At 69.2% G+C, this 23,828-nt stretch carries 17 protein-coding genes; 15 read left to right on the top strand and 2 right to left on the bottom strand.

The features are described from left to right. The first annotated feature begins 12 nt into the window (after nucleotides 1-12). The 6 genes from AB0I82_RS03995 (at nucleotide 13) to AB0I82_RS03970 (ending at nucleotide 7,107) form a co-directional block, all read left to right on the top strand. Nucleotides 13-1,077, top strand: a complete 1,065-nt coding sequence (locus tag AB0I82_RS03995) for a proline racemase family protein (RefSeq protein WP_363255473.1) — start codon at nucleotides 13-15, stop codon at nucleotides 1,075-1,077. 143 nt (nucleotides 1,078-1,220) lie between these two features. Further along, the gene (locus tag AB0I82_RS03990; protein ID WP_363255472.1) at nucleotides 1,221-1,826 is read left to right on the top strand and encodes a TetR/AcrR family transcriptional regulator; all 606 of its coding nucleotides are present in this window, start codon (nucleotides 1,221-1,223) and stop codon (nucleotides 1,824-1,826) included. A 50-nt stretch (nucleotides 1,827-1,876) separates the two neighbouring features. Continuing rightward, a complete protein-coding gene (locus tag AB0I82_RS03985; protein WP_363255471.1) occupies nucleotides 1,877-2,875 on the top strand; it encodes an EamA family transporter in 999 nt (332 codons plus the stop codon). Nucleotides 2,876-2,890: 15 nt separating this feature from the next. Further along, nucleotides 2,891-4,060 (top strand): helix-turn-helix domain-containing protein, encoded by a 1,170-nt coding sequence (locus tag AB0I82_RS03980; RefSeq protein ID WP_363255470.1) that lies wholly within the window; start codon nucleotides 2,891-2,893, stop codon nucleotides 4,058-4,060. Nucleotides 4,061-4,132: 72 nt separating this feature from the next. Continuing rightward, complete coding sequence (locus tag AB0I82_RS03975; protein ID WP_363255469.1) at nucleotides 4,133-5,482, top strand: amidohydrolase family protein; 1,350 nt, start codon at nucleotides 4,133-4,135, stop codon at nucleotides 5,480-5,482. A gap of 206 nt (nucleotides 5,483-5,688) precedes the next feature. Beyond that, nucleotides 5,689-7,107: an MFS transporter gene (locus AB0I82_RS03970; RefSeq protein ID WP_363255468.1), complete on the top strand. Its 1,419-nt coding sequence runs from the start codon at nucleotides 5,689-5,691 to the stop codon at nucleotides 7,105-7,107. A 23-nt stretch (nucleotides 7,108-7,130) separates the two neighbouring features. On the opposite strand, the gene AB0I82_RS03965 is transcribed toward AB0I82_RS03970, so the two are convergent. Beyond that, on the bottom strand, nucleotides 7,131-8,090 hold the full coding sequence (locus AB0I82_RS03965) for an EamA family transporter (RefSeq protein WP_363255467.1): 960 nt from the start codon (nucleotides 8,088-8,090) through the stop codon (nucleotides 7,131-7,133). Between the two features lie 320 nt (nucleotides 8,091-8,410). Between AB0I82_RS03965 and AB0I82_RS03960 the strand changes: the two genes are divergently transcribed. From AB0I82_RS03960 to AB0I82_RS03930, 7 genes are all read left to right on the top strand, one after another. Beyond that, nucleotides 8,411-9,088: an HAD family hydrolase gene (locus AB0I82_RS03960; protein ID WP_363255466.1), complete on the top strand. Its 678-nt coding sequence runs from the start codon at nucleotides 8,411-8,413 to the stop codon at nucleotides 9,086-9,088. A 105-nt stretch (nucleotides 9,089-9,193) separates the two neighbouring features. After that, the gene (locus tag AB0I82_RS03955) at nucleotides 9,194-10,459 is read left to right on the top strand and encodes an aminotransferase class III-fold pyridoxal phosphate-dependent enzyme (protein WP_363255465.1); all 1,266 of its coding nucleotides are present in this window, start codon (nucleotides 9,194-9,196) and stop codon (nucleotides 10,457-10,459) included. Next, nucleotides 10,456-13,320: an FAD-binding and (Fe-S)-binding domain-containing protein gene (locus AB0I82_RS03950; protein ID WP_363255464.1), complete on the top strand. Its 2,865-nt coding sequence runs from the start codon at nucleotides 10,456-10,458 to the stop codon at nucleotides 13,318-13,320. The genes AB0I82_RS03955 and AB0I82_RS03950 overlap by 4 nt, the downstream gene beginning before the upstream one ends. A gap of 33 nt (nucleotides 13,321-13,353) precedes the next feature. Next, a complete protein-coding gene (locus tag AB0I82_RS03945) occupies nucleotides 13,354-14,832 on the top strand; it encodes an NAD-dependent succinate-semialdehyde dehydrogenase (protein WP_363255463.1) in 1,479 nt (492 codons plus the stop codon). Between the two features lie 68 nt (nucleotides 14,833-14,900). Further along, nucleotides 14,901-15,575, top strand: a complete 675-nt coding sequence (locus tag AB0I82_RS03940; RefSeq protein WP_363255462.1) for a GntR family transcriptional regulator — start codon at nucleotides 14,901-14,903, stop codon at nucleotides 15,573-15,575. 171 nt (nucleotides 15,576-15,746) lie between these two features. Continuing rightward, nucleotides 15,747-17,144, top strand: coding sequence for an aspartate aminotransferase family protein (locus tag AB0I82_RS03935; RefSeq protein WP_363255461.1), 1,398 nt, complete (start codon nucleotides 15,747-15,749; stop codon nucleotides 17,142-17,144). A 74-nt stretch (nucleotides 17,145-17,218) separates the two neighbouring features. Then, entirely contained in the window at nucleotides 17,219-17,596 is a 378-nt protein-coding gene (locus tag AB0I82_RS03930) for a tRNA-binding protein (RefSeq protein WP_363255459.1), read from the top strand. Between the two features lie 35 nt (nucleotides 17,597-17,631). Here AB0I82_RS03930 and AB0I82_RS03925 read toward each other — a convergent pair whose 3' ends face one another. Further along, complete coding sequence (locus AB0I82_RS03925; RefSeq protein WP_363255458.1) at nucleotides 17,632-17,841, bottom strand: hypothetical protein; 210 nt, start codon at nucleotides 17,839-17,841, stop codon at nucleotides 17,632-17,634. Between the two features lie 621 nt (nucleotides 17,842-18,462). On the opposite strand from AB0I82_RS03925, the gene AB0I82_RS03920 reads away from it, so the two are divergent. Together AB0I82_RS03920 and AB0I82_RS03915 are read left to right on the top strand one after the other, a co-directional pair. Beyond that, nucleotides 18,463-23,094, top strand: a complete 4,632-nt coding sequence (locus AB0I82_RS03920) for a DUF6531 domain-containing protein (RefSeq protein WP_363255457.1) — start codon at nucleotides 18,463-18,465, stop codon at nucleotides 23,092-23,094. A 29-nt stretch (nucleotides 23,095-23,123) separates the two neighbouring features. Beyond that, the gene (locus AB0I82_RS03915) at nucleotides 23,124-23,660 is read left to right on the top strand and encodes an SMI1/KNR4 family protein (protein WP_363255456.1); all 537 of its coding nucleotides are present in this window, start codon (nucleotides 23,124-23,126) and stop codon (nucleotides 23,658-23,660) included. Nucleotides 23,661-23,828 lie beyond the last annotated feature (168 nt).

Genomic DNA, 23,828 nt, shown 5'->3' with positions numbered 1-23,828 from the left:
AAAGTACCCGGCATGACCATTGGCAAGACCGTGCACGCCATTGACCTGCATTGCGAGGGAGAGCCGAGCCGGGTGCTGACCGGCGCCCACTTGCTCGTGGCGGGCTCGACCATGGCCGAGCGCCTTGAATACAGCCGAGTCCACCTCGACAGCCTGCGGCGGCTCCTGCTGCGAGAGCCTCGCGGATACCCGGCCATGTGCTCGGCTCTGGTCCTGTCTCCGACCCGCCCCGAGGCTGACTTCGGCCTCGTCGTGATGACCCAGTCCGGATTCAGCCCCATGTCGGGCACCAACTCCATCTGCGCGGTCACCGCGCTGCTGCAGACACAGGCCCTGCCGGTCGTTGAACCCGTCACATCGGTGGTGATCGACACCGCCGTCGGCCTCGTCCGCGCCGAAGCCTCCGTAACCGACGGGCGGGTCGACCACGTCACCGTGCACAATGTCCCGGCGTTCGCCACCCATCTGGATGTTCCCCTGAATGTCCCCGAGGTTGGCCGCATCCGGGTCGACGTGGCCTTCGGCGGCCAATTCGTCGTGCAGGCCAACGCGCACGACATCGGCGTTGCTCTCGAACCCCACGCCGCGAAGGACATCGCGCGCGTCGGCGCGCTCATCAAGATGGCCGCCCGAGAACAGTTGTCCGTGCTCCACCCGGACAACCCCGCGATCAATTACATCGGCATGGTGATGCTGCACGGGCCTGCCACCACCCCCGGCACATCGGCCCGCACCGCCACGGTGATCACGACGGGTGAGCCTGATCCCGACCGGCCGGAGACTTGGACCGGCACCCTGGACCGTTCCCCGTGCGGCAACGCCACCTGCGCGCGGCTGGCGGTTCTGCATGCCCGTGGGGAGTTGGCCGGGGGCAACAACTTCATCAATGAAAGCCTTCTGGGAACCACCTTCACCGCATCCATCGCCGCCACCACCGCAGCCGGACCGCACCCAGCCGTGCGGCCCACCATCCGTGGGCGCGCCTGGATCACCGGAACTTCACAGTTCTCCCTTGATCCGCGAGACCCCTTCCCGAGCGGCTTCACCCTCAATGACATCTGGGGCACCGGCACCTGAAGGCCGGCGAGGAAATCCCGGCGCTGGTTGCAACGCGGGTGAGGCAAGTCATGGCCCGTTCCCCTCCCGGCGCATTCGACAATCTCACCAGTTCGTCTACAGTAGGTAGACCTACCTACCTACCTAGCTATCTGAGGGATGTGATGAGCGAGACCGTCGAGGAGGCGGCAGGGCCCGTAAGGCGGCGGCCGGCCCGCGAGCGGCTGCTGGCTGCTGCTGCGCGCTGTTTCTACGCCGATGGCGTGTCGGCGACGGGGATCGACACGATCACCGACGAAGCGGGTGTGGCGAAGAAGAGCCTCTACAACAACTTCTCCTCCAAGGCCGACCTGGTGCGGGCCTACCTGGAGGCGCGGCACGAGGAGTGGCTGGGGCTGTACCGGGAGCGGCTGGAGCAGGCTCAGGGGCCGCGGGGCGGCGTGCTCGCGGTCTTCGACGCCTATGCCGATCACGCGGCATCCGCCTACGAGCACGGGTTTCGCGGCTGCGGTCTGCTGAATGTGGCCGCCGAGCTGCCCGCTGGGCACGACGGGCGGGCCGTGGTCCGCCGTTACAAGGAGGACGTCGAGGCCCTGCTCGTCGGCCACCTTGAGGAACTGCTGCCCGAGCGCCCCGATCAAGCACGCGCGACGGCGGAGCACCTGGTGTTTCTGCTGGAAGGCGCGACGGCGCTCGCCGGCCTGGAGGGCGAGGACACCCGTCTGCAGCACGCCCGCGCAATGGCGGCCGACCTGCTGGACACGCTGTGAGGCGGGCCGACGGGCGTACGGCCCGTTCGGTGGGCGCCGGGTCACTGTGTGTGCTTGCGGCATCGGTGCTGTGGGGGACCACGGGAACCGTGGCGACCTTCGCCCCGGCCGTGGGACCGCTGGCCATCGGGGCCGCGGCGATGGGACTGGGCGGCTTGCTCCAGGCTCTGATAGCGGCTCCCCGGATCGCCCGCCAGGCGCCCCAGCTGCGCGCACAGCTGGGCACCGTGCTGCTGGGCGCGGTGGCGGTCGCGGTCTACCCCCTGGCGTTCTACAGCTCGATGCATCTGGCCGGGGTGGCCGTGGGGACGGTGATCTCGATCGGTACGGCCCCGCTGGCCTCGGCGGTGATCGAGCGCGTCGTGGACCGGCGCCGGCTCACCCGCCGCTGGATGCTGGGCGCGGCTCTCGGCCTGCTGGGTACCGTCATGCTGTGCATCGCGGAGGCCGCGCGAGCCCATGGCGACCCCGGTGCGGTGTCCGTGGGGGCCACCGCGCTCGGCGTGGGGCTGGGCCTGGTCGCCGCCGTGACCTACGCGCTGTACTCGTGGGCGGCTCACCGGCTGATCAGCCGCGGGGTCGGCTCCCGCGCGGCGATGGGGTCGGTCTTCGGACTTGGCGGGCTGCTGCTCCTGCCTGTTCTGCTGGCCACCGGCGCCCCGCTCGTCGCCTCCTGGCCGAACGCGGCCGTCGGTACGTATATGGCGCTGGTGCCGATGTTCGCCGGGTACGTCCTGTTCGGCTGGGGGCTGAAGCATGTCCCCGCCAGCACGGCGACGACCCTCTCCCTGCTGGAACCGGCCGTCGCAGCCGTACTCGCCGTGCTGGTCGTGGGCGAGCGCCTGCCCGCCTTCGGCTGGGTCGGCATCGCATTCGTCGTCGGCTGCCTGGCCGTCCTCACGACACCGCAGCGGTCGGCACGATCCGCCTGGCGGTCGCAGCAGCGGCAAGGTGAGGATGTCGTGGTGCACAACGCTGCAGAACAGCACGTCGCCGCGGCACCTTCACCGGTTACCGCCGACTCGCCGTATGAGATGACGTGTAAGTGAGTTGCGGAGGCCGCTGTGTTGCAGGAGCTGCAAGAGATCGTCAACCGGGTCGCCGCTGACATCGGTGTGCCGACGTCGCTGACGGACACGCGGCTGAATTCTCTGGTGTTCGGACCTCACGATGACGAGGAGATCGACGCTGTCCGCAGGCAGGCCCTGCTGCGGCGGTCGACGCCGGACTGGGTGCGGGAATGGTTCGGACGCTACGGCATCGAGACGGCGACCGCGCCCGTGCGGATTCCCGCAGATCCGGAGCAAGGACTGGCCGGTCGGGTCGTCGTCCCCGTGCGGTGGGCGCAGGCTACGTACGGCTACATCTGCCTGCTCGACGCGCGGTACGAGCTTGACGAGTCACGCCTGGATGCTGTGGTGGAAGCCGCGAGCGAGGCGGGGCACATCCTGCACAGCGATCGGCAGGATCGGCACAGCGACGCGGATCTTCTCAGCGATCTCGTGCGGGGTACGGCAGCTGCGCGCGACAAGGCGGCCGCTCGCCTGGGCGAGCAGGGGCGTTCTCCCGTCGGCTGGCCGGTTGCGGCACTGTTCCTGCAGCTCGTGGAGGGGGCCGACGGCACTGACGCGCTTGAGCGGTGGCTGTGGAGGGACAGCGGGGCGCTCCCTCGGGGCGCGTTGCGGTGTCTCGATGATGACGGCGCGGTCGTTCTGATCCCGGTGCCCGTGGGGGAGGAGGCAGCGCATGCCGTGCGGATCGCGGAACAGGTGCGCGGCAGCTACCAGGATGCATCGACGCTGGTCGTCGGGGTCGGGGAGGCGCAGTCCGATGTACGCGATGCCCATCTGTCCTACCAGCACGCACGGTTGGCGGCGCACGCCGCCACGGTGTGGCCGCAGACGGGCCCGGTGTGCTCTTGGGACGCGCTGGGTGCCCTGCGGGCGCTGATCGCCACGCCGGAGAACCTGCTGGGTGCCGTGCTGGATCCGCGGGTGGAGAGACTGCGCAGGGACCAGCCGCGGGACTTGATCAACACACTGGAGACGTATCTCGATTCCGGGTGCGATATCCAGGCCACCGCGGCGCAGCTGCACGTTCACCGAGGCACTGTCTATTACCGGCTGGGCAGGGCGGCCGCTGCGTGCGGGCTGGACCTGGGGGACGGTATGGACCGACTCGCGTTGCATCTGGGCATCAAGCTGATGCGATTGATCGACTCGACGGCTGTCTGAACGGCCGACCGCGGCGCTTTGAACGATTGCCGTACGACAGGGCTTGTTGTTCGCAACGGTTGTCCATGGTGCGTGCTGCCGGGGGTTCTTAGCCTGAGTGACAAGCCCGTTGTCACTGACGTACAGGAGACCGCCGTGGACACGTTCTACCTGGTCAATGCCCTGATCATCGACGGAAGCGGTGCAGATCCCGTCCCGGACGGATGGCTGCGCATCGAGTGCGGCCGCATCACGGGAACGGGCCACGGCGCGGTGACCACCGGCCGGGATCCGGTGGTCGACGTTGGTGGCCGGACGGTAATCCCCGGGTTGATCGACGCCCATACGCATCTCGCGGCCACCGAGATGCTCAACCGCGTGGACACCGTCTCTCGGCCCGTTCTCGCCGCGAAGACTTTCGCGAACCTGCGCCAGACATTGGGCGCCGGCTTCACCACGGTGCGGGATGCAGGGTTCACCGACTACGGGTTCAAGCAGGCGGTGGAGCAGGGCTTGGTACCGGGGCCACGGATGTTCCTGGCCACCGGACCACTGAGCCAGACCGGTGGCCACAGCGACTTCCGTCCGGCCGAAGACCAGCAGCGGCAGCGTCGCAGCGACGGCCTGTACTATCCGGGCCTGGTCGTCGACGGTGTCGCCCAGTGCCAGTGGGGTGCTCGCGAGGTCCTGCGGCGCGGCGCTGACCAGATCAAGATCATGGCGGGCGGAGGCTGCACGTCACCGACCGATCATGTGACCCATACGCAGTTCACTGCCGAGGAGATCGCGGCCATCGTCCACGAGGCACGGGCCCGCCACACGTACGTGATGGCGCACGGCTATACGCCCGAGGCGATCCGCACTTGTGTCGGGGCCGGTGTGCGCAGCATCGAGCACGCCAATCTCGTCGATGAACAGGCAGCCGAGGCGATGGCGGCGGCCGGCACCTTCGCCGTGCCGACCATCGCCACCTTCGACCTGCTGGTCCGCGACGGCCAGGAGCAGGGGCTGACCGCGGACAGCGCCGAGCAGGCCGCCCATGTGCTCGCTCGCGCCTACGAGGCGCTGCGCATCCTGGTGGACAAGGGCGTACGCATCGCCTCCGGTTCGGACGTGCTGGGCGCGCACCAGCCGTTCAAGGCCCTGGAACTGAAGCTGAAGGCCTCCGTCCTCGGGCCGATGGGAGCGCTGGTCGCCGCGACACGCACCAACGCCGAGCTACTCGGCCTGAAGGATCTCGGAACTCTGGAGACGGGAAAGATCGCCGACTTGGTCGTCGTGGACGGTGATCCGCTTGCCGAACTCTCGGTGCTCCAGGACAGCAGCCGCATTCACCTGGTGGTCAAGGACGGCCGCGCCGTGGTCGACCGGGCCGGCCTGTCGCCCACAGCTCCCCGCGCCGCGGAACGGAACACAACGGAGCCGGAGATGCTGGTGTCCTGACAACGGCGGCGGTCTCGCCGCGGCCCCGGGCTCCGGCGCGCCCCACGGCAACTGTGTTCCCGGCTCACTGATGCCGCCCGGCCCGGTCGGCGGCACCGCCGTCTATTCACCAGCAGCGTTCCGCGCAGCTGCCTCGAGGCAGCTCCTCCCCGTTCACGCAGGCCCGGCTCCCGCACAGTCTCGTGCCCCTGATCCCGAGGACCGACATGAACCACATCGCACGGCTCGAACGCCTGCCGTTGAGCCGAACTCACCGCAAACTCCTCGTAGTCGGCGGTCTCGGCTACACCTTCGACGGCGCCGACGCGGCGATCATCGCCTTCATCCTGCCCATGGTGGCCGAGAAATGGGCCCTGAGCACCGGCCAGATCTCACTGCTGGCCAGCGCGCTCCTCATCGGGTTCCTCTTCGGCGCCTTCACCGCCGGCGCCCTGGGCGACAAGCTGGGCCGCAAGAAGGTCATGCTCGGCTCGCTCGTCGTGTACACGAGCATGACGTTGGTGGCCGCCTTCAGCCCCAACTACTGGGTGCTGTTCGTCTTCCGCGTCCTGGCCGGCGCCGGCATCGGAGCCGAGAGCGCCATCATCGCCCCCTACCTGTCGGAATTCGTGCCCGGCCGCTACCGGGGCCGCTTCATCGGCGCGGTTGCCGGGTTCTTCTCCTTCGGTTACGTGCTCTCTGCCGTGATCGGCCGCTATGTCATCTCCCCGTTCGACGAGGGCTGGCGGTACGCGCAGATCATCCTGGCCCTGCCGATCCTGGTCGTGATCTGGTGGCGGCGCTCCATGCCCGAATCCCCCCGCTACCTGCTGGCCAAGGGCCGCACCGGCGAAGCGGAAGCCGTCGTGAGCCAGATGGAGGAGTCGGTCGTGAAGGAGACCGGTCGGCCTCTGCCCCCGATGGGCCCCGCGACGGCCGGAGCGTCGGCCACGAGCCCCCTGGCGCACGCCTCGATGGGCAAGAAGCTCGCCGTGCTGTGGAGCGCCCCCTTCGCCCGGCGGACCGTCGTGGCGTGGGTGATGTGGTTCTGTCTTACCTTCGCGTACTACGGCTTCTTCACGATGATGCCCAAGCTCCTCGCGGACAGCGGCATGACGGTGGTGAAGTCCTTCAGCTTCGTGCTCTACATCTATCTCGCCCAGATCCCGGGCTACTTCAGCGCCGCCTGGCTGTCGGAGTACATCGACCGCAAGCGCTGCATCGCCCTGTACCTGTCCGGGGCCACCCTGGCCGCGCTCGGCATGGCCCTGTCCCACTCCGAAGGCGCTGTCATCGGCTTCGGTGCGGCCCTGTCCCTGTTCATGAACGGCGTCTACGCGCTGCTGTACACCTACACTCCGGAGACCTATCCCACGGAGATCCGGGCCACCGGCCAGGGCACGGCCTCGGCTTTCGGCCGCCTCGGCGGCATCGTCGCGCCCTTCGCCTTCACCGCCGCCGCGGCCCAGGGCGGCCTGAACGCCGTCTTCGGGGTGACATCGGTGGTGCTGCTGGCCGGCGTGCTGACAGTGCTGTCGCTGGGCCTGGCCACCAAGGGCCGCACCCTGGAGGACCTCAGCCCCATTCAGCAGCCCGTCAGGGACGCGGACCCGCTGCCACGGCACGGCAGCCCGAGCGCGCGCTGACCCGCACCTGTCCTGAAAGGGAGTCAGGCAGAGCCCGGTCCGGGTTGCTGCCGCCGCATCATCAGGGCGAGTCCGCCCAGTACGAGGACTAGTCCGGCCCAGCGAGGGAGGGAGAGGCTCTGGTGCAGCCATACGGCGGCCAGGGCGGCGGCGGTGGCCGGCTCCAGCAGGGAGATGGTGACCGCGGTCGGCGCGCCGAGGCGGTCGACGCCGTGGGCGAACAGGGCGTAGGCGACGGCGGTGGTGAACACGCCGAGATAAAGGATGCCGGCCAGACGCCCGGTATCGGTGGCCACCCAGGGCACGGCGCTGGGCAGCCAGGGCGACAGAGCCAGGGCGCCACCGCCGAAGATGACCGCCACGGCCGTTGTGGGTCCGTGCCGGCGGGCCACGGCCTGAATCGTGTCGGCCTGCGCCGCATACAGGGCGGCCGCCAGCACCGCGAGTGCGGTGCCGGGCAGGCTGAAGGCGATTTTTCCGCCGGGCAGGGACACGAGGGCAATGCCGGCCACGGCCACGGCCGTGGCGACGGCCCAGGTGCGGGTGACATGCCGCCGGGTGATGAAGCGGGCGGTGAGGCCCGCCAGGACCGGGGCACCGCCGATGGCGATCACCGTGCTGGTGGCCACTCCCGACAGCTCGACGGCATAGAAGTAGGACACCGAGAAGCCCGCCACGGCCACGGAGCCGAGGGCCACGGCCATCACCTCTCGGCGCTGCCACGGCACATGGTGCAGGCGCCGCCGCCGGGCGAGGAAGTACAGAGCCGCAGCGCCGATCAGCAGGCGCAGCTCCGCCATCTGCAGCATGTATCCGGGTGGGAACTGGGCCGCCACCGGGCCGAGCGTGCCCCAGATAACGGCGCCGCACGCCGCTCCGGCGGCAGCGCGGCCGGCGGGCGACGACCGTTGCCGTGATGGCGAGCCGGGCGCGGGGGAGCTGCTGGCTGCGACCGTGTCGCAGGAGCGGGCGTGGGGCGGCATCGCGCTCTCCGTCGAGTTTGAGGGGTGGGGCGGTGGGTCGGTGGTTGTGCGAATGCCGCTGGTGACGAGGACCGTAGACCGCCCCTGCGACGGCACCCAGGGGCATCCGACAAGGACCGTAGAGCGCCCCCGTGACGGGAAACCATGTGCATCCGTTGAAATTCGGCGACGCCCTTTCTGGGCAGCTGTCGAAAGACACACCGGCCCGGAATCGTAAACAATCCAACTGTTGGCAGTGCCGGTGGCCCGTGGTCTCCCTGCGGATGCCGCCCCCGCTCCTTCTGAGAACCCACTCCTTCCGAGAACCCGGAGAAAGATCAATGAGCGAGAAGCGTTGGGTCACCTTCGACTGTTTCGGCACCCTCGTGGACTGGCGCCACGGCATCGCCACCGGCATCGAGATGGTCGTGCCCGGTAAGGGCTGGGAACTGCTGGACGTCTTCAACCGGCACGAGCCGCAGGTGCAGCGTGAGAACCCCGGCATGTACTACAGCGACGTCCTGGCGGAGGCGCTGAAGCGGACGGCCGCCGAGGCGAAGATCGAGCTGGTGGAGGACGACTTCCGCGCCGTGACGGCCGGTTTCCCCTTCTGGCCGGTCTTCCCCGACACGCGGCAGGCGCTGCGTGAGCTGCAGGAGTCCGGCTGGAACCTGGCCCTGCTGACCAACTGCGACCGCGTCCTCATCGGCGAGACCCAGCGCCGCCTGCAGATCCAGTTCGACGCGATCGTCACCGCCGAGGACTCCGGCGCCTACAAGCCGGCCCACAACCACTTCGAGTACTTCGAGAAGTCCCTCGGTGTCACCCGCGACCGCTGGGTGCACGTAGCGCAGAGCTACTTCCACGACATGGTGCCGGCCAGCGAGCTGGACATCACCCGCGTGTGGATCAACCGCCTCAACGAGAGCGACGACCCTTCGATCGCGCACGCCGTCCGTTCCGACCTGAGCGACCTGACGGCCACCGTCAACGAGGTTCACCAGAAGTTCAACGGCTGACCTGCGGCTGCCCGCCCCTCCTGGCCGTGCCGGGCGCCGCCAATGTCGCCGGCGCCCGGCACGCCCGCCCCTAACTCCCGTACGAACACAAGGAGTCGCCCCGCCATGACCAGCCTGTCCCCGCACCTGCGCCAAGCCACGCCCGTCACCGTCGAACGTGGTGAAGGCGTCCACGTCCACGGCACCGACGGCCGCCGCTACCTGGACTTCACCGCCGGCATCGGCGTCACCAGCACCGGGCACTGCCACCCGCGCGTCGTCGCTGCCGCCCAGGAGCAGATAGGCAAGCTCATCCACGGTCAGTACACGACTGTGATGCACCAGCCGCTGCAGCAGCTCGTCGAGCGGCTCGGGGATGTGTTGCCCGAGGGCCTGGACAGCCTGTTCTTCTCCAACTCCGGGAGCGAGGCCGTCGAGGCAGCGTTGCGGCTGGCCCGGCAGGCCACCCGCCGCCCCAACATCGTCGTCTTCCAGGGCGGCTTCCACGGACGCACCGTCGCGGCCGCCTCGATGACCACCTCAGGCACCAAGTTCCGCACCGGGTTCTCCCCGCTGATGTCGGGCGTCGCCGTGTCTCCCTTCCCCACCGCTTTCCGCTACGGGTGGGACCAGGAGACCGCGACCCGCTTCGCGCTGAGCGAGCTCGACTACCTCCTGCAGACCGTCACCGCTCCGCAGGAGACGGCGGCCTTCGTCGTCGAGCCCGTGCTCGGCGAAGGCGGCTACATCCCCGCCGACCCCGCCTTCCTGCGCGGCCTGCGTGAGCGCGCCGACCGCCACGGCATCGTGCTCGTGATGGACGAGATCCAGACCGGCTTCGGCCGCACCGGCCGCTTCTGGGGCCACGACCACGCCGAAGACGTCCGCCCGGACATCATCACCATCGCCAAGGGGCTGGCCAGCGGCTTCCCGCTGTCGGGCATCGCCGCCTCCCAGGAGCTGATGAGCAAGGCCCACCCGGGCTCCCAGGGTGGCACCTACGGCGGCAACGCCGTCGCGTGCGCGGCCGCCGTCGCCACCCTCGACGTGATCCGGGACGAAAAGCTGGTGGAGAACGCCGGCGTCATGGGGCAGCGGCTGCGCGCGGGCCTGGAAGAGGTCGCCCGCACCACGCCGGGCATCGCCGACGTCCGCGGACTGGGACTGATGCTCGCCAACGAGTTCGTCACCGCCGACGGATCCCCCGACCCGGCCACCGCCGCCGCCGTCCAGCAGGCCGCCGCCGCCGAGGGGCTGCTGCTGTTGCTGTGCGGGCCCTGGAACAACGTCGTACGCATGATCCCGGCCCTGGTCATCGACGAGACGGGCGTCGACGAGGGACTGCGCGCCTGGAAGGCCGCTGTCGAAGCGGGCACGGCCGCCACGTCATGACCAGCACCACCCCCGCTCCGATCACCGCCGAGGACCTCGTGGAGGCCCTGCGCCGGGAGGTGCCGGCCCTGCGGGTCGACACCTCCGGCGGCCGGCGCGCGCAGTACGCGTACGACGCCTCCAACTACCGTGTGCCGCCCCTGGCCGTGGCCTTCCCTGCCGACGCCGACGAGGTGGCCGCCGCCCACCGCGTCTGCCACCGGCTCGGCGTGCCGGTCACCTCCCGCGGCGCCGGCACCAGCATGGCCGGCAACGCCGTCGGCGCCGGACTCGTCCTGGACCTGTCCCGCCACATGCGTCGCGTCCTGGACATCGACGCGGCCGGGCAGACCGCCCGTGTCGAGGCCGGCATCGTCCTCGACGACTTGCAGGAGGCCGCCGCCCCGCACGGACTGGTCTTCGGACCCGATCCGTCCTCGCACAGCCGCTGCACCATCGGCGGCATGATCGGCAACGATGCGTGCGGCAACCACTCCGTACGCTACGGCCGCACCGGCGAGCACCTGGTCGCCCTCGACCTGGTCCTGGCCGACGGCACCCGCGCCGTCGCCGACCGCGACGGGCTGCACGCCGTGGACGAGGCGGGCAAGGAGCGGGTGGCGGAGCTGACGACCGGTCTTCGCGACATCGTGGACAGCAACCTGGCCGCGATCCGCCTGACGCTCGGCCGGATTCCACGCCAGGTCTCCGGCTACCAACTGCAGCACCTGCTGCCCGAAAACGGCTTCAACGTCGTACGTGCCCTCGCCGGCACCGAGGGCACCTGCGCCACGGTGGTCTCCGCCACGGTACGGCTGATGCCCAAGCCGCCCGCCGCGCTGCTTCTCGCCCTCGGTTACGACGACGTCGTCGACGCGGCCGAGGACGTACCGCTCATCCTGAAGTTCTCCCCGGCCGCGGTCGAAGGGCTGGACGAGGCGATCGTGGCCACCATGCGCCACCGCCGCGGCGCCGCTTCGGTGACCGGACTGCCCGAAGGCCGCGCCTGGCTCTACGTCGACCTCGACGGGGAGGACCCGCAGCAGGTCGCCGCGGAGGCCGAACGCCTCCTGGACGAGCTGAAGGCGGCGGGCCGGATGGTCTCCGGACGTCTGATCACCGACCGCTCCGAGCGGGCCTCCCTGTGGCGGGTACGCGAGGACGGCGCCGGGCTGGCCGCCCGCCTGACCGACGGCAGCACCTCCTGGCCAGGCTGGGAAGACGCGGCGGTCGCCCCCGGCCAACTGGCCGGCTATCTGCGCGACTTCCGCACCCTCATGGCCGACCACCAGCTCACCGGCGTACTGTACGGGCACTTCGGCGCGGGCTGCGTCCACGTACGGCTCGACTTCCGCCCGGACACCGACGAGGGCCGCGCCGTCATGCGCGCCTTCCTCACCGACGCCGCCCGCCTGGTCGTCCGGCACGGAGGGACCCTGTCCGGCGAACACGGCGACGGCCGGGCCCGCAGCGAGCTGCTGTCCGTGATGTACGACCGGCCGATGCTGGACGCCTTCGCGGCCTTCAAACACGCCTGGGACCCCGAGGGGCTGCTCAACCCGGGCATCCTCGTCGACCCGCGCCCGCTGGACGCGGACCTCGCCCTCGACACGGGCCGGACCGCCGCCCCCTCGACGGTGTTCGCCCTGCTGGAGGACCCCGATGGGATCGCAGGGGCTGCCAACCGCTGTGTCGGCGTGGGGCGTTGCCGTAGCCACAGCGGCGGCGTCATGTGCCCCAGCTACCGAGCCACCGGCGACGAACAGCACTCCACCCGCGGCCGGGCCCGCACCCTTCAGGAGATGCTGCGCGGCGCCCTGCCCGGCGGATGGCGCTCCCGCGACACCCGCGAAGCACTCGACCTGTGCCTGTCCTGTAAGGCGTGCTCCAGCGACTGCCCGGTCGGCGTCGACATGGCGACCTACAAGTCCGAGTTCCTGCACCACCACTACCGGTGGCGCCTGCGCCCCTTCTCGCACTACTCGCTCGGCTGGCTGCCGACGTGGACAGCGCTCGCCGGACGCATGCCGAAGCTGGTCAACGCGGTGATGGGCAGCCGCATCGGGCCTTGGATCGCCCGCCTGGGCGGGGTCACCACGAAGCGGAGCCTGCCCGCATTCCACGGACGGCGCGCCTGGCAGCGCGGTCTGATCGAGCCGACCGAAGCCGCTTCAGCGGTGCTCGTGGTCGACTCCTTCACCCAGGCGTTCCGCCCCGAGCTGGCAGGAGCCGCGTCCCGGGTCCTGGCCGAGGCCGGACTTCCCACCCAGGCACGGGGCGACGTCTGCTGTGGCCTGACCTGGATCACCACCGGCCAGCTCGGGATCGCCCGCCGCGTGCTGGCACGTACCGCCGCCGCGCTCGATGTGCCGGAGGGCGAGGCCGGCCCCATCGTGGTCACCGAACCCAGCTGCGCGGCCGCCCTCGCCAAGGACCTCCCGGAGCTGGTCGACAGCGATGCGGCACGCCGTGTCGCCGCGCGGGTGCGGACCTTCACCGGGGCGCTGAGCGAGCGGGTGGCCGCGGGTTGGCGTCCCGAGCATGTGCCCGACGAGGTGATCCTGCAGACCCACTGCCACCAGTACGCCGTGTTCGGCGCCGGGCAGCAGCGTGACCTCCTGCGCGACCTGGGCATCGAGAAGATCACCGAGGCCACCGGCTGCTGCGGCGTGGCTGGCAACTTCGGCTTTGAACACGATCATTACGACGTGTCGATGGCCGTGTCCGACCAGGCCTTGCGCCCGCGGCTGGAGGCCGCCGCGACTGACACACCGGTTCTGGCCGACGGGTTCAGCTGCCAGATGCAGATCGAGCACCTCGTCGGCGACGACCGCCCCGCCGCCACACACCTGGCGCAACTGCTGGACGAACCCCAGCCCTGATTCCCCTGTATCCCTCAGTTTTGGAGACACGACATGGCCGACATCAAGACGGACGTCATCGCGAACGTTCCGCGACAGCTGTTCATCGCGGGCCAGTGGGTGCCGGCGGCCGACGGCCGCGTATTCGCTGTGGAGGATCCCGCCACCGAGACGGAGCTGTGTCAGGTCGCCGACGGCGGCGCGGCCGACAGCGCCAGCGCTGTTGAGGCCGCGGTGGCCGCGCAGGACTCCTGGGCCCGTACCGCGCCGCGCGTACGCAGTGAGATCCTGCGCCGCGCCTACGAGCTGATCGTGGAGCGCACCGACGATCTGGCGCTGCTGATGACCCTGGAGATGGGCAAGCCGCTCGCCGAGGCGCGCGGTGAGGTGGCGTACGCCGCCGAGTTCTTCCGCTGGTTCTCGGAAGAGGCCGTCCGCATCGACGGCGGCATGACGATCACCCCCGACGGCCGCAACCGGATCATGGTGATGCGGCAGCCGGTCGGTCCCTGCATGCTGATCACGCCCTGGAACTTCCCGCTGGCGATGGGCACTCGCAAGATCGGCCCGGCGGTGGCCGCGGGTTGCACGATGGTCCTCAAGCCCGCCCCCCAGACGCCGCTGTCCAGCCTCGCCCTGGCCGGCATCCTGCAGGAGGCAGGGCTGCCGGACGGCGTCCTGAACGTCGTGCCGACCACCCGCGCCGCAGAGGTCGTCGAGCCCGCCCTCCGCGGCGGCCGCATCCGCAAGCTGTCGTTCACCGGCTCCACCGCCGTCGGCCGTCTGCTGCTCGCCCAGTGCGCGGACACGGTGATCCGCACCTCCATGGAGCTGGGTGGCAACGCCCCCTTCATCGTCTTCGAGGATGCCGACCTCGACGTTGCCGTCGAAGGCGCGATGATGGCGAAGATGCGCAACATGGGGGAGGCGTGCACGGCGGCCAACCGCCTCTTCGTCCACCGCTCCGTCGCGGACGAGTTCGCCGAGCGTCTCGCTGCGCGCATGACGGCCCTCACTGTCGGCCCCGGCACCCGCGACGGCGTACAGGTCGGACCCCTCATCGACGCCGCCAGCAAGCGCAAGGTCACGTCCCTCGTCGAGGACGCGGTCGCCAAGGGCGCCAAGGTCGTCGCCGCCGGTGCCGCCCCGCAGGACGCCGGCCACTTCTACCCGCCGACCGTACTGGCCCAGGTCAGCAAGGACAGCGACATGCTGACCACCGAGATCTTCGGCCCCGTCGCCCCGGTGATCGCCTTCGACGACGAGGACGAGGCCCTGCGCCTGGCCAACGACACCGACTGGGGGCTCGTCGGCTACCTCTTCACCCAGGACCTCGACCGTGCTCTGGATGTCAGCGACCGCCTGGAAGTGGGGATGGTCGGCCTCAACACCGGCCTGGTGTCCAACCCGGCCGCGCCCTTCGGCGGCATCAAGCAGTCGGGCCTGGGCCGGGAGGGCGGCCGCGTCGGCATCGAGGAGTTCCTGGAGTACAAGTACATCGCCACACCCGTGCGGGACCGGTCTGTGTCATGAGTAGGGTCATGCCTGCCAGGAGAGGCAGGACGCCGCAGGCAGAACATCCGCGAAAGGGACCAGGGAACGTGTCGCAGCAGGGACTCGAGGGGCTCACCCCCGTCAAGCCGCGGACCACGCCTGAGATCATCGCCGACCGTCTGCGAGAACAGATCGTCTCCGGTGCGTTCGCCCCGGGCAGCAGGATGATCGAGCCGCAGCTGGCGACCCGCCTGGGCGTCAGCCGCGGGCCCGTCCGAGAGGCACTCCAGCGCCTGGTCCAAGAGGGCCTGCTGACCAATATTCCCAACCGGGGTGTGTTCGTCGTCGAGCTCGATGCCGCCGACATCGCGGACATCTACACCGCCCGGCGTGCGATCGAACGCGAGGCGGCCACCCAGCTGCACCGCAGCAAGTCCCAGGCCCACTTGGACCGGCTCGCGGTCGTGGTCGAGGAGATGCGCTCCCTGGCCGACCGGGGTGACAGCCGCCTCATAGCCGAGCAGGACATGGCTTTCCACAGCGCTCTCGTCGACGCCGCCGAGAGTCCGAGGCTCAGCAAGATGTTCACGACCCTCCTCGCCGAGACCCGGATCTGCCTGGCCAGCCTCATCGACCTCTACCCGGAGCAGGACCTGCTCGTCGCCGAACATCAGCAGCTGCTGGCCCTGCTCCAGGGCGAGGACGAACCAGCTCTGCTGGACGCCGTCAACGCACACCTGGACTCGGCTGTACGTGACCTGACGCGTGCCCACGAGGACTGAGCAGACCGACTTCTCTTCCTTCCTCCTTCCTCTTCGCTCTTTCCCTTTCCTCCTCCGACGCCGGGGCGAGCGGAGCTCCTGCGCCGCGAGCACCTGGCCCGCCGACTCGCCACTACTGCGCCGTCCGCTCGCCCCTGACGCGCGCCCGCCCACCTTTTTCGGAGAACCCTCATGCCCGATCAGCCCACCACCGCCCTCAAGGCAGCCGAGCTGCAGGCAGCCGCCCGTGATCACCTGCTCCTGCACTTCGGCCAGCACGCAAACCTGCGCGCCGGCCAGGAAGTCTTCATGCCCGACCGGGCCGAAGGCGTCCACGTCTACGACGCGGCCGGCAAGCGCTACATCGACGGCCTGTCCGCCCTCTTCTGCGCCCAGCTCGGTTACTCGTACGGCCCCGAGTTCGCCAAGGCGGCAGAGCAGCAACTGCTGCGCCTGCCGTTCAGCACGCTGTGGAACACCGCACACCCCGCCGCCATCGAACTAGCCGAACGACTGGCCTCGCTGGCCCCCGACACCATCAACCGCGTCTTCTTCACCTCCGGCGGTTCGGAGTCGGTGGAGTCCGCGTGGAAGCTCGCCCGCATGTACCACGTGGCGCAGGGCCAGCCGCAGCGCACCAAGGCCATCGCCCGCCGCACCGCGTACCACGGCCTGACCATGGGCGCGCTGGCACTGACCGGCATCCCTGCGCTCAAGGAGCCCTTCGGAGCACCGGCCTTCGAGGTGGCCCACGCCCCCAACACCAACCGCTACCGCACCACCGACGCGGACGAAGCCGCCTTCACCCGGCGGCTGCTGGCCGAAACCGAGGCCGAAGTGCTGCAGGCCGGCCCCGACACCGTGGCCATGCTGATCGCCGAGCCCGTACAGAATGCCGGAGGCTGCTTCACCGCCCCGGCCGGCTACTGGGCGGGGCTGCGCGAGATGGCCGACCGCTATGGCTTCCTCCTCGTTGCCGACGAGGTCATCACCGGCTTCGGCCGCATCGGCGAGTACTTCGCCGTGACCAAACACCACGTCGCCCCCGACATGATCACCACGGCCAAGGGGCTCACCTCGTCCTACGCGACGCTCGGCGCCGTCCTGGTCGCCGACAAGGTCGCCGAGCCGTTCTACAACGACGGCGTCACCCTCCTGCACGGGCTCACCTTCGCCGGCCACCCCGTTGCCGCCGCCACCGCCCTGACCAACCTCGACATCTTCGAACGCGACGGCGTCCTGGACAACGTCCGGGCCCTGACCGGACACCTATACAAGCGGCTCACGGAACTGACCGATCTGGACATCGTCGGCGACGTCCGCGGTGACGGCTTCTTCTGGGCCCTCGAACTCGTCGCCGGCTCCGACGGGCGGCGCTTCGACACCGTTCGCAAGCACGAGCTGGTCAAGCGATTCCTGCCGACGCGCATGCGTGACCTGGGACTCCTGGCCCGTGCCGACGACCGCGGCGACCCGGTCGTGCAGCTTGCCCCGCCCCTGATCGCCACCCAGGAGGAACTCGATCAGATGGTCGACCTGTTGGGCCAGGCTCTGACCGACGCGGATCGCCACTTCCTCCACGGCCGCTGACCACCCGCCATCCTTGCTTGATGGGACGGCAAGTTGAACGGCTAAACGACCAGTTGAACGACGAGGACCAGCAGATGACCAAAATCTCTACCGCTCCGACCTCTCAGCCCGCGGCCAAGCCCGAAGCATCCCCCGACCAGTTCTTCGCCGTCGACATCCGTGTGGGCCGCATCACGGCCGTCGAGGAGTTCCCCGAGGCACGTCGGCCGGCGTGGAAGCTCACCGTCGACTTCGGCGAGACGATCGGCACTTTGCGTACCAGCGCTCAGGTCACCAACTACAGCCAGGAACAGCTCATCAACCGACTCGTCGTGGGCGCAGTCAACCTCGGGACCAAGCGCATCGCCGGTTTCAAGAGCGAGTTCCTCGTACTGGGAGCGCAGGACAGTGACGGCACCATCCACCTGCTCGACCCTGGAACCGACGTCAGCCCCGGCGACATCATCTGCTGAATCCCCCTGACTGGCGGCCATACCAGCGTCCAGCGTCAGGGAGAGCCGCTCGCCCAGGGCCGGCGCTGGGTGAGCGCCCGCGGCACGCCGAACAGTATCCGGTGGTCGCTGCCGAGGAGGGCGGTCAGCTCCCGGTGTGTGCGGTCGCAGCAGATGCGGGCCGTCGTCGCATCCGCCACCCTCGCCGAGGAAGGCTTGGTCGGGCGCAGAGTACTGTCCCACGCGCGGGTCATGACGCCGATCACGGGGCCGGTTCGTCCTTCCGTCCGTTCTCCGCAGGGGCAATCGCTTCAGGACAGTGATCGTGGTCGGGACCACGAAAGCGGGCAGTCGAACGTCGAGGTGCTCGCTCACCCCTCCCTTGCTGGGTGCCGCGTCCAAGTGCGTAGCGACATGAGCGGCGAGCGGGCGGCTGGTGCCGTCCTCGTGGGCCAGCACCACGGCATCGGTCACACCCACGTGGTGCTTCAACGCGCCACAGATCTCGTCCAGGTCGAGAACCTGCGTCCTTTGACCTGGTCGTCGCGGCGCCATCGGACTCGGTGATCCCGTCCGGACGACGGTGAACGAAGTCGCCGGTTCGGTAAAGCCGTTGGGGCCCACCCCGTCTCCGAGGCCCAGGATGAGGAACTGGCGCGCGGATTCCTCGGTTTTTCAAGTAGCCCACGGCCACGCCAGAGCCGCCGATGCAGAGTCGGCCCTCCTCGTTGTCCCCGGCAGGTGTGGCGCCCTCGCGCAGAGCGTGGCAAGACCAGCCCGGATGCTCCGGCCCGTCGAACCTCCCTTCACTCGTGTGAGTGGCGAGAGTTAGGGTGGCGCTGCAAGATCACGTTGACTGAAGTTGAGTGTGTTACGGGGGTGTTGACGTGGGCCATCGGCCGACGGACTGGCATGTGCTGGACCTGGAGAAGGACCCGACTCCCGGTGATCCGGAACGGGTGCGCAAACTCGCGCGCGAGTTGCACGAGTTCGCCGAGGACGTCGGTACCGCGCTGCGGCAGATCACCGACATGGCGTCCGAGGACGCGGTGCTGAAGTGGTCCGGGCGCTCAGCGAAGAAGTTCAAGGAGGAGTTCGACGGCGTCCCCGGCAATCTGCGGAAGCTGCGGACCTCGTACGACATGGCGGGCGATGCCATCGCCGACTACTGGCCGAAGCTGGAGCGTGCCCAGTCCCTGGCCGACCGGGCGCTGAAGAAGGGCCGGGAGGCCCGCGACGACCTGACCGCCGCTCAGGGGCGGTTGGACTCGGCCACCGACTGGGTCAAGACCGCCACCGCCCGGACCAAGGCGTACGACGACGCGAAGGGCCCCGAGGCCCCGGACGAGTCCAAGGTGCGCGCCGCTACCCGTAACGCCCAGCAGGCCAACTCCGCCCGCAGTGACGCCCAGGGCGCTGTCGATTCAGCCCAGTCCGCCCTCGACGCCGCGAAGGCGTTGGCCGCCGAGGCCAAGGAGCTGCGCGAGGAGGCTGCCCGGGTCTGCCAGGACAAGCTCGACGAGGCCTCCGACGCCGGTATCCAGAACCGCCACTGGTGGGAGGAGGTCGCCCACTTCGTCACCGAGAACTGGGACACGATCGTCTCCGTCTGCAAGGTCGTCGTGGCCGTGCTCGGCATCGTCGTGATGATCGTCGGTGGCCCGATCCTCGCCGCGATCGTGGTCGTCGCGGCCCTGGTCGTCCTCGCCGACACCCTCAACAAATACCGAAAAGGCCAGGCCAGTCTCTTCGACATCGGCATGGCCGCCCTCGACTGCATACCCGGCGCCAAGGGAATCACCACCCTCGCCGGAGCGGCCAAGGGACTGAAGGCGGCGGCGAAGGGCTTGCGCGCCGGAGGGCTGCGCAACGCTCTGCGCTCGGGCAAGGATCTGCTGAAGAAGGCCAAGCCGGCCAAGGCCCGTTGCAAGAACGGCGACCCGATCGACATGGTCTCCGGCGAGATGCTCATGGAGGGGACCGACGTCGCCCTGCCCGGCGTGCTCCCCCTCGTCCTCCAGCGAACCCACCTGTCCACCTACCGTCAGGGCAGCTGCTTCGGCGAATCCTGGGCCTCCACCCTCGACCAGCGCCTGGAATTCGACTCCCAAGGGGCCGTCTTCGCCACCGAGGACGGGATGCTCCTGGCCTACCCCCGCCCCGAGGCCGGTCGCCCCGTCATGCCTGCGGCAGGTCCGCGCTGGCCGCTGGAATGGGACGGGACATCCAACGGTGCGATCACCATCTCCGACCCGCGCTCCGGCCTCACCCGGCGCTTTGCACCGCCCCCGGAAATTCCGGAGCAGCGAGGCCGCGCCGAGGCTCCGGAGCAGGTGACGCTGCTCCTCCAGTCGATCACCGACCGGAACGGTAATGAGATCACTTTCGAGTACAACGACGCAGACCTGCCGACCGCGATTCGGCACACCGGTGGCTACCACATAGCCGTTGACACCGACGACAATCGCGTCACCGGTCTGCGCCTGCTCAGCGTGGACGCAGGACCCGAAGGAACCCAGCTCCTGCGGTACGCCTACGACAGCGACGGCAATCTCACCGAGATCTACCACTCCTCCGGCCGGCCTCTCCAGCTCACCTACGACGAGAACGCGCGCATCACCTCCTGGACCGACCGCATCGGCGCCTGGTACCGCTTCACCTATGACACCGACGATCGTGTCGTGCGGGGCGAGGGAGTCGACTCCATCCTGAGCTGCGCGGTGATGTACGACACCGACAACCGCATCACGCGTTACCGGAATTCGCTGGGCCACGTCACCACCTACGAGTACAACGAGCGGCTGCAACTCACCGCCGAGACCGATCCCCTCGGGATTGCCGTACGGCAGGAATGGGACGAGTACGACCGGCTGCTGTCCCAGGCCGACGCGCTCGGCAACACGACCAGCTACACCTACGACGACGCCGGCAACATCACGCGCATCACCCGCGCCGACGGCAGCATCGCCGAGACCACCTACAACGACCTGAGCCTGCCGATCGAAAGCGTCGACGCCGACGGTGCATCCTGGCGTCGCGAATACGACTCCTGCGGCAACCTCACCACCCTGGCCGACCCAGCCGGTGCGGTGACGCGCTATGCGTACACCGCCACCGGCCACCTGGACACGATCACGGACGCGCTGGGCCACACCACCCACATCAGGTGCAACCCGAGCGGGCTCCCGATGGAGATCACCGACCCGCTGGGTGCTGTCACGCACTACGAGCACGATGCGTTCGGCCGTCCGGTGTCGGTCACCAACCCGACCGGCTCCACGACGCACCTGGAATGGACCATCGAGGGCAGGCTGGCCCGACGCGTCGACTCCACCGGCGCGGAGGAGAAGTGGACGTATGACGGCGAGGGCAACTGCACCAGCCACACACATCCCACCGGCGACACAACCCGCTTCGGGTACACCTACTTCGACCTCCTCACCACGCGAACCGACTCGGACGGCAGCCGTCACGCCTTCACCCACGACACCGAGCTGCATCTCACCAAGGTCACCAGCCCTCAGGACCTGACGTGGACCTACACCTACGACGCCGCGGGGCAGCTGGCGGCGGAGACCGACTTTGACGGCCGCACGACGGCGTATGTGTACGACGGGGCGGGCCGGCTCACCCGGCGGACCAACCCCGCGGGGCAGAGCGTCACGTACCACTACGATTCCGTCGGCCGGCTCGTCGAGAAGGACGTCGACGGCCGCACGGTCGCCTTCGAGAACGACCCGTGCGGGCGGCTCATACGGGCAACCGCACCCGACGCGACGCTGGCGTACCAGTACGACGCGGTGGGCCGTGTCATCGCGGAGTCCATCGACGGCCGGACCCTCGCCACCGCCTGCGACGCGGCCGGGCGCCGGATCCGCCGCACCACACCGGTCGGCGTCGAGACGGCATACTCCTACGACACCGTCGGTCACTGTGCCGCGCTCGCGGTGTCGGGTCGCACCTTCTCCTTCGAGCACGACGCGGCGGACCGGGAAATCCTGCGACGCCTCGACGACCAATTCACCCTTGCCTTCGCCTGGGATCCGGTCGGCCACCTCACCCAGCAGACCCTCACCGCCCAAGGCGCCGAACACCCCTCGATCGAACGGACCTATGCCTACCGCGAAGACGGGCACCTGACCGGAGTCAGCGACCGGCATACCGGCCACCGCTCCTTCACGCTCGACCGGTCCGGTCGCGTCACCGCCGTTCAAGCCGAGAACTGGACCGAGAGCTACGCCTACGACGAGGTGGGCAACCAGACGCGGGCACTGTGGCCGGACAAGCACCCCGGCAGCCAGGCGCAGGGAACGCGCGCCTACGAGGGAACCTGCCTGACCAGCGCAGGCAATGTCCGCTACGAGTACGACGCGGCGGGCCGGGTCGTACTGCGACAGGTCAAACGCCTCTCACGCAAGCCCGACACCTGGCGTTACACATGGGATGCCGAGGACCGTCTCACCTCCGTCGTCACTCCCGACGGCACGTGCTGGCGCTACCTGTACGACCCCCTCGGACGGCGCATCGCCAAACAGCGCCTCACCACAGACGGCGCCATCGCCGAGGAAACCCGCTTCGTCTGGGACGGCTCCACCCTGGCCGAACAGACCACCCGGATCAGCAGTGCGAGCGAGCTGGTCACACTCACCTGGGACCACGACGGCCAGGCCCCCCTCGCACAGACCGAGAGCAAGTCCCTCGCCGAAGCTCCGCAGGAGGTCATCGACCAACGGTTCTTCGCCATCATCACCGACCAGATCGGCACCCCGACCGAACTCGTCGATGAAGAGGGCAACGTCGCCTGGCGCACCCGAGCCACCCTGTGGGGCGTCACCACCTGGAACCGCGACTCCACCGCCTACACACCCTTGCGCTTCCCAGGCCAGTACTACGACCCCGAGACGGGCCTGCACCACAACTACTTCCGCCACTATGACCCGCAGACCGCCCGCTATCTCACTTTGGACCCGCTGGGCCTGACCCCGGCTCCGAACCCCGCCGCCTACGTCGACAACCCGCACACTCTGGCGGACCCACTGGGACTCGCGCCCTGCAACGAGAGCGACGTGACGTGGGGCGGCCGGGTGCAGTACGGGGCACCTGGCCCGCACGACCGGGCCACTGGCATGCACGCCACGATCTCCAAGGACATGCTCGGCGGGAAGACTGGTCCCCAGGTGGACCCGGCCGGCTGGGAATCCGGTAAGGGATACAACCGGGCGCATCTGCTTGCCGCGATGCTCGGTGGATCCAACAAGGATGCTCGGAACTTTGTCACCATGCATGCCTATGCCAACTCGCCTGTCATGCGGCAGGTCGAGCTGCAGGTGCGCAATGCTGTCCGCGATGGCGATGAGATCATCCAGTACAGCGTGACGCCCATCTACGCGGACGCTCATGCCAAGATTCCTCTGGGGGTGACCATCGAGGCCCATGGCAACAAGGGATTCCAGATGCACCCGCATGGAAGCACGACAGGCGGAACCAACAGCGTCACCATCTGGAACCGCGCGCGGTGACCAGGAGGCGACGGGAAAGGGACAGTTGAATGAGTCCGGAACTGAGTCGGCTCGCCGAGCTCCTGCCGAGGCCGGCGGCAGTGGGGCACGCCCCGAACTGGGACGCGGCCGAGGCCGAGCTGCACACGGCGCTCCCTGCGGACTACCGGGAGCTCATCGCGGCGTACGGCGGCGGTTTCATCGACAACTATCTCCTCCTGTTGGAACCGGGGTGCCCCAACGCTGTCTACGACCTGATCAAGATCAGCGCCGAGCGCGAAGAGGCGAACGAGTCCCTCTGGGAGTTCGAGGACAAGCCGGCGGAAATGGAGCCCGAGGGAAACCGTCTGGTCTGCTGGGCGACCACGGACAACGGCGAATACCTGTACTGGCTCGTCCAGCCGTCCGACGACCCCGACTCCCGCCCCATCCTGATCAACAGCGAGTCGGGAGAGGACTGGGAGCGGTACGACATGACCGTGACCCGGTTTCTCACGGCTGTGCTCGGCGGGGATGTCCGGTCGGAGATCCTGTGGGACCGTTTCCCGCTGCCGACGCACGAATTCCGCCCGGCACGAGACATGTGACACCCCGATCACCGCTTCAGCACGTTGACCGGATTGCGCAGCCGGATACCCCGGATGTCGCCCCTGGTGGTGGGCACAGTGGTCGGCGACAACGGACGGTATGGCTGCGCCGAAGCGAACACTCCGCCGGGATCTGGAAACAAACGGGCATCCGCGGCACTGCAACGG

This window comes from Streptomyces sp. NPDC050315, from assembly GCF_040655775.1.
GTDB lineage: Bacteria > Actinomycetota > Actinomycetes > Streptomycetales > Streptomycetaceae > Streptomyces.
Note: the sequence above shows the minus strand (reverse complement) of the source record. Positions and strands in the feature narration are given on the sequence as shown.

Bases quoted from the DNA above. Each gene is read 5' to 3' on its own strand.
- AB0I82_RS03970 (WP_363255468.1), top strand. From the start codon at position 5,689: ATGAACCACATCGCACGGCTCGAACGCCTGCCGTTGAGCCGAACTCAC.
- AB0I82_RS03945 (WP_363255463.1), top strand. From the start codon at position 13,354: ATGGCCGACATCAAGACGGACGTCATCGCGAACGTTCCGCGACAGCTG.
- AB0I82_RS03995 (WP_363255473.1), top strand. From the start codon at position 13: ATGACCATTGGCAAGACCGTGCACGCCATTGACCTGCATTGCGAGGGA.
- AB0I82_RS03955 (WP_363255465.1), top strand. From the start codon at position 9,194: ATGACCAGCCTGTCCCCGCACCTGCGCCAAGCCACGCCCGTCACCGTC.
- AB0I82_RS03915 (WP_363255456.1), top strand. From the start codon at position 23,124: ATGAGTCCGGAACTGAGTCGGCTCGCCGAGCTCCTGCCGAGGCCGGCG.
- AB0I82_RS03935 (WP_363255461.1), top strand. From the start codon at position 15,747: ATGCCCGATCAGCCCACCACCGCCCTCAAGGCAGCCGAGCTGCAGGCA.
- AB0I82_RS03990 (WP_363255472.1), top strand. From the start codon at position 1,221: ATGAGCGAGACCGTCGAGGAGGCGGCAGGGCCCGTAAGGCGGCGGCCG.
- AB0I82_RS03930 (WP_363255459.1), top strand. From the start codon at position 17,219: ATGACCAAAATCTCTACCGCTCCGACCTCTCAGCCCGCGGCCAAGCCC.
- AB0I82_RS03950 (WP_363255464.1), top strand. From the start codon at position 10,456: ATGACCAGCACCACCCCCGCTCCGATCACCGCCGAGGACCTCGTGGAG.
- AB0I82_RS03960 (WP_363255466.1), top strand. From the start codon at position 8,411: ATGAGCGAGAAGCGTTGGGTCACCTTCGACTGTTTCGGCACCCTCGTG.
- AB0I82_RS03965 (WP_363255467.1), bottom strand. From the start codon at position 8,090: ATGCCGCCCCACGCCCGCTCCTGCGACACGGTCGCAGCCAGCAGCTCC.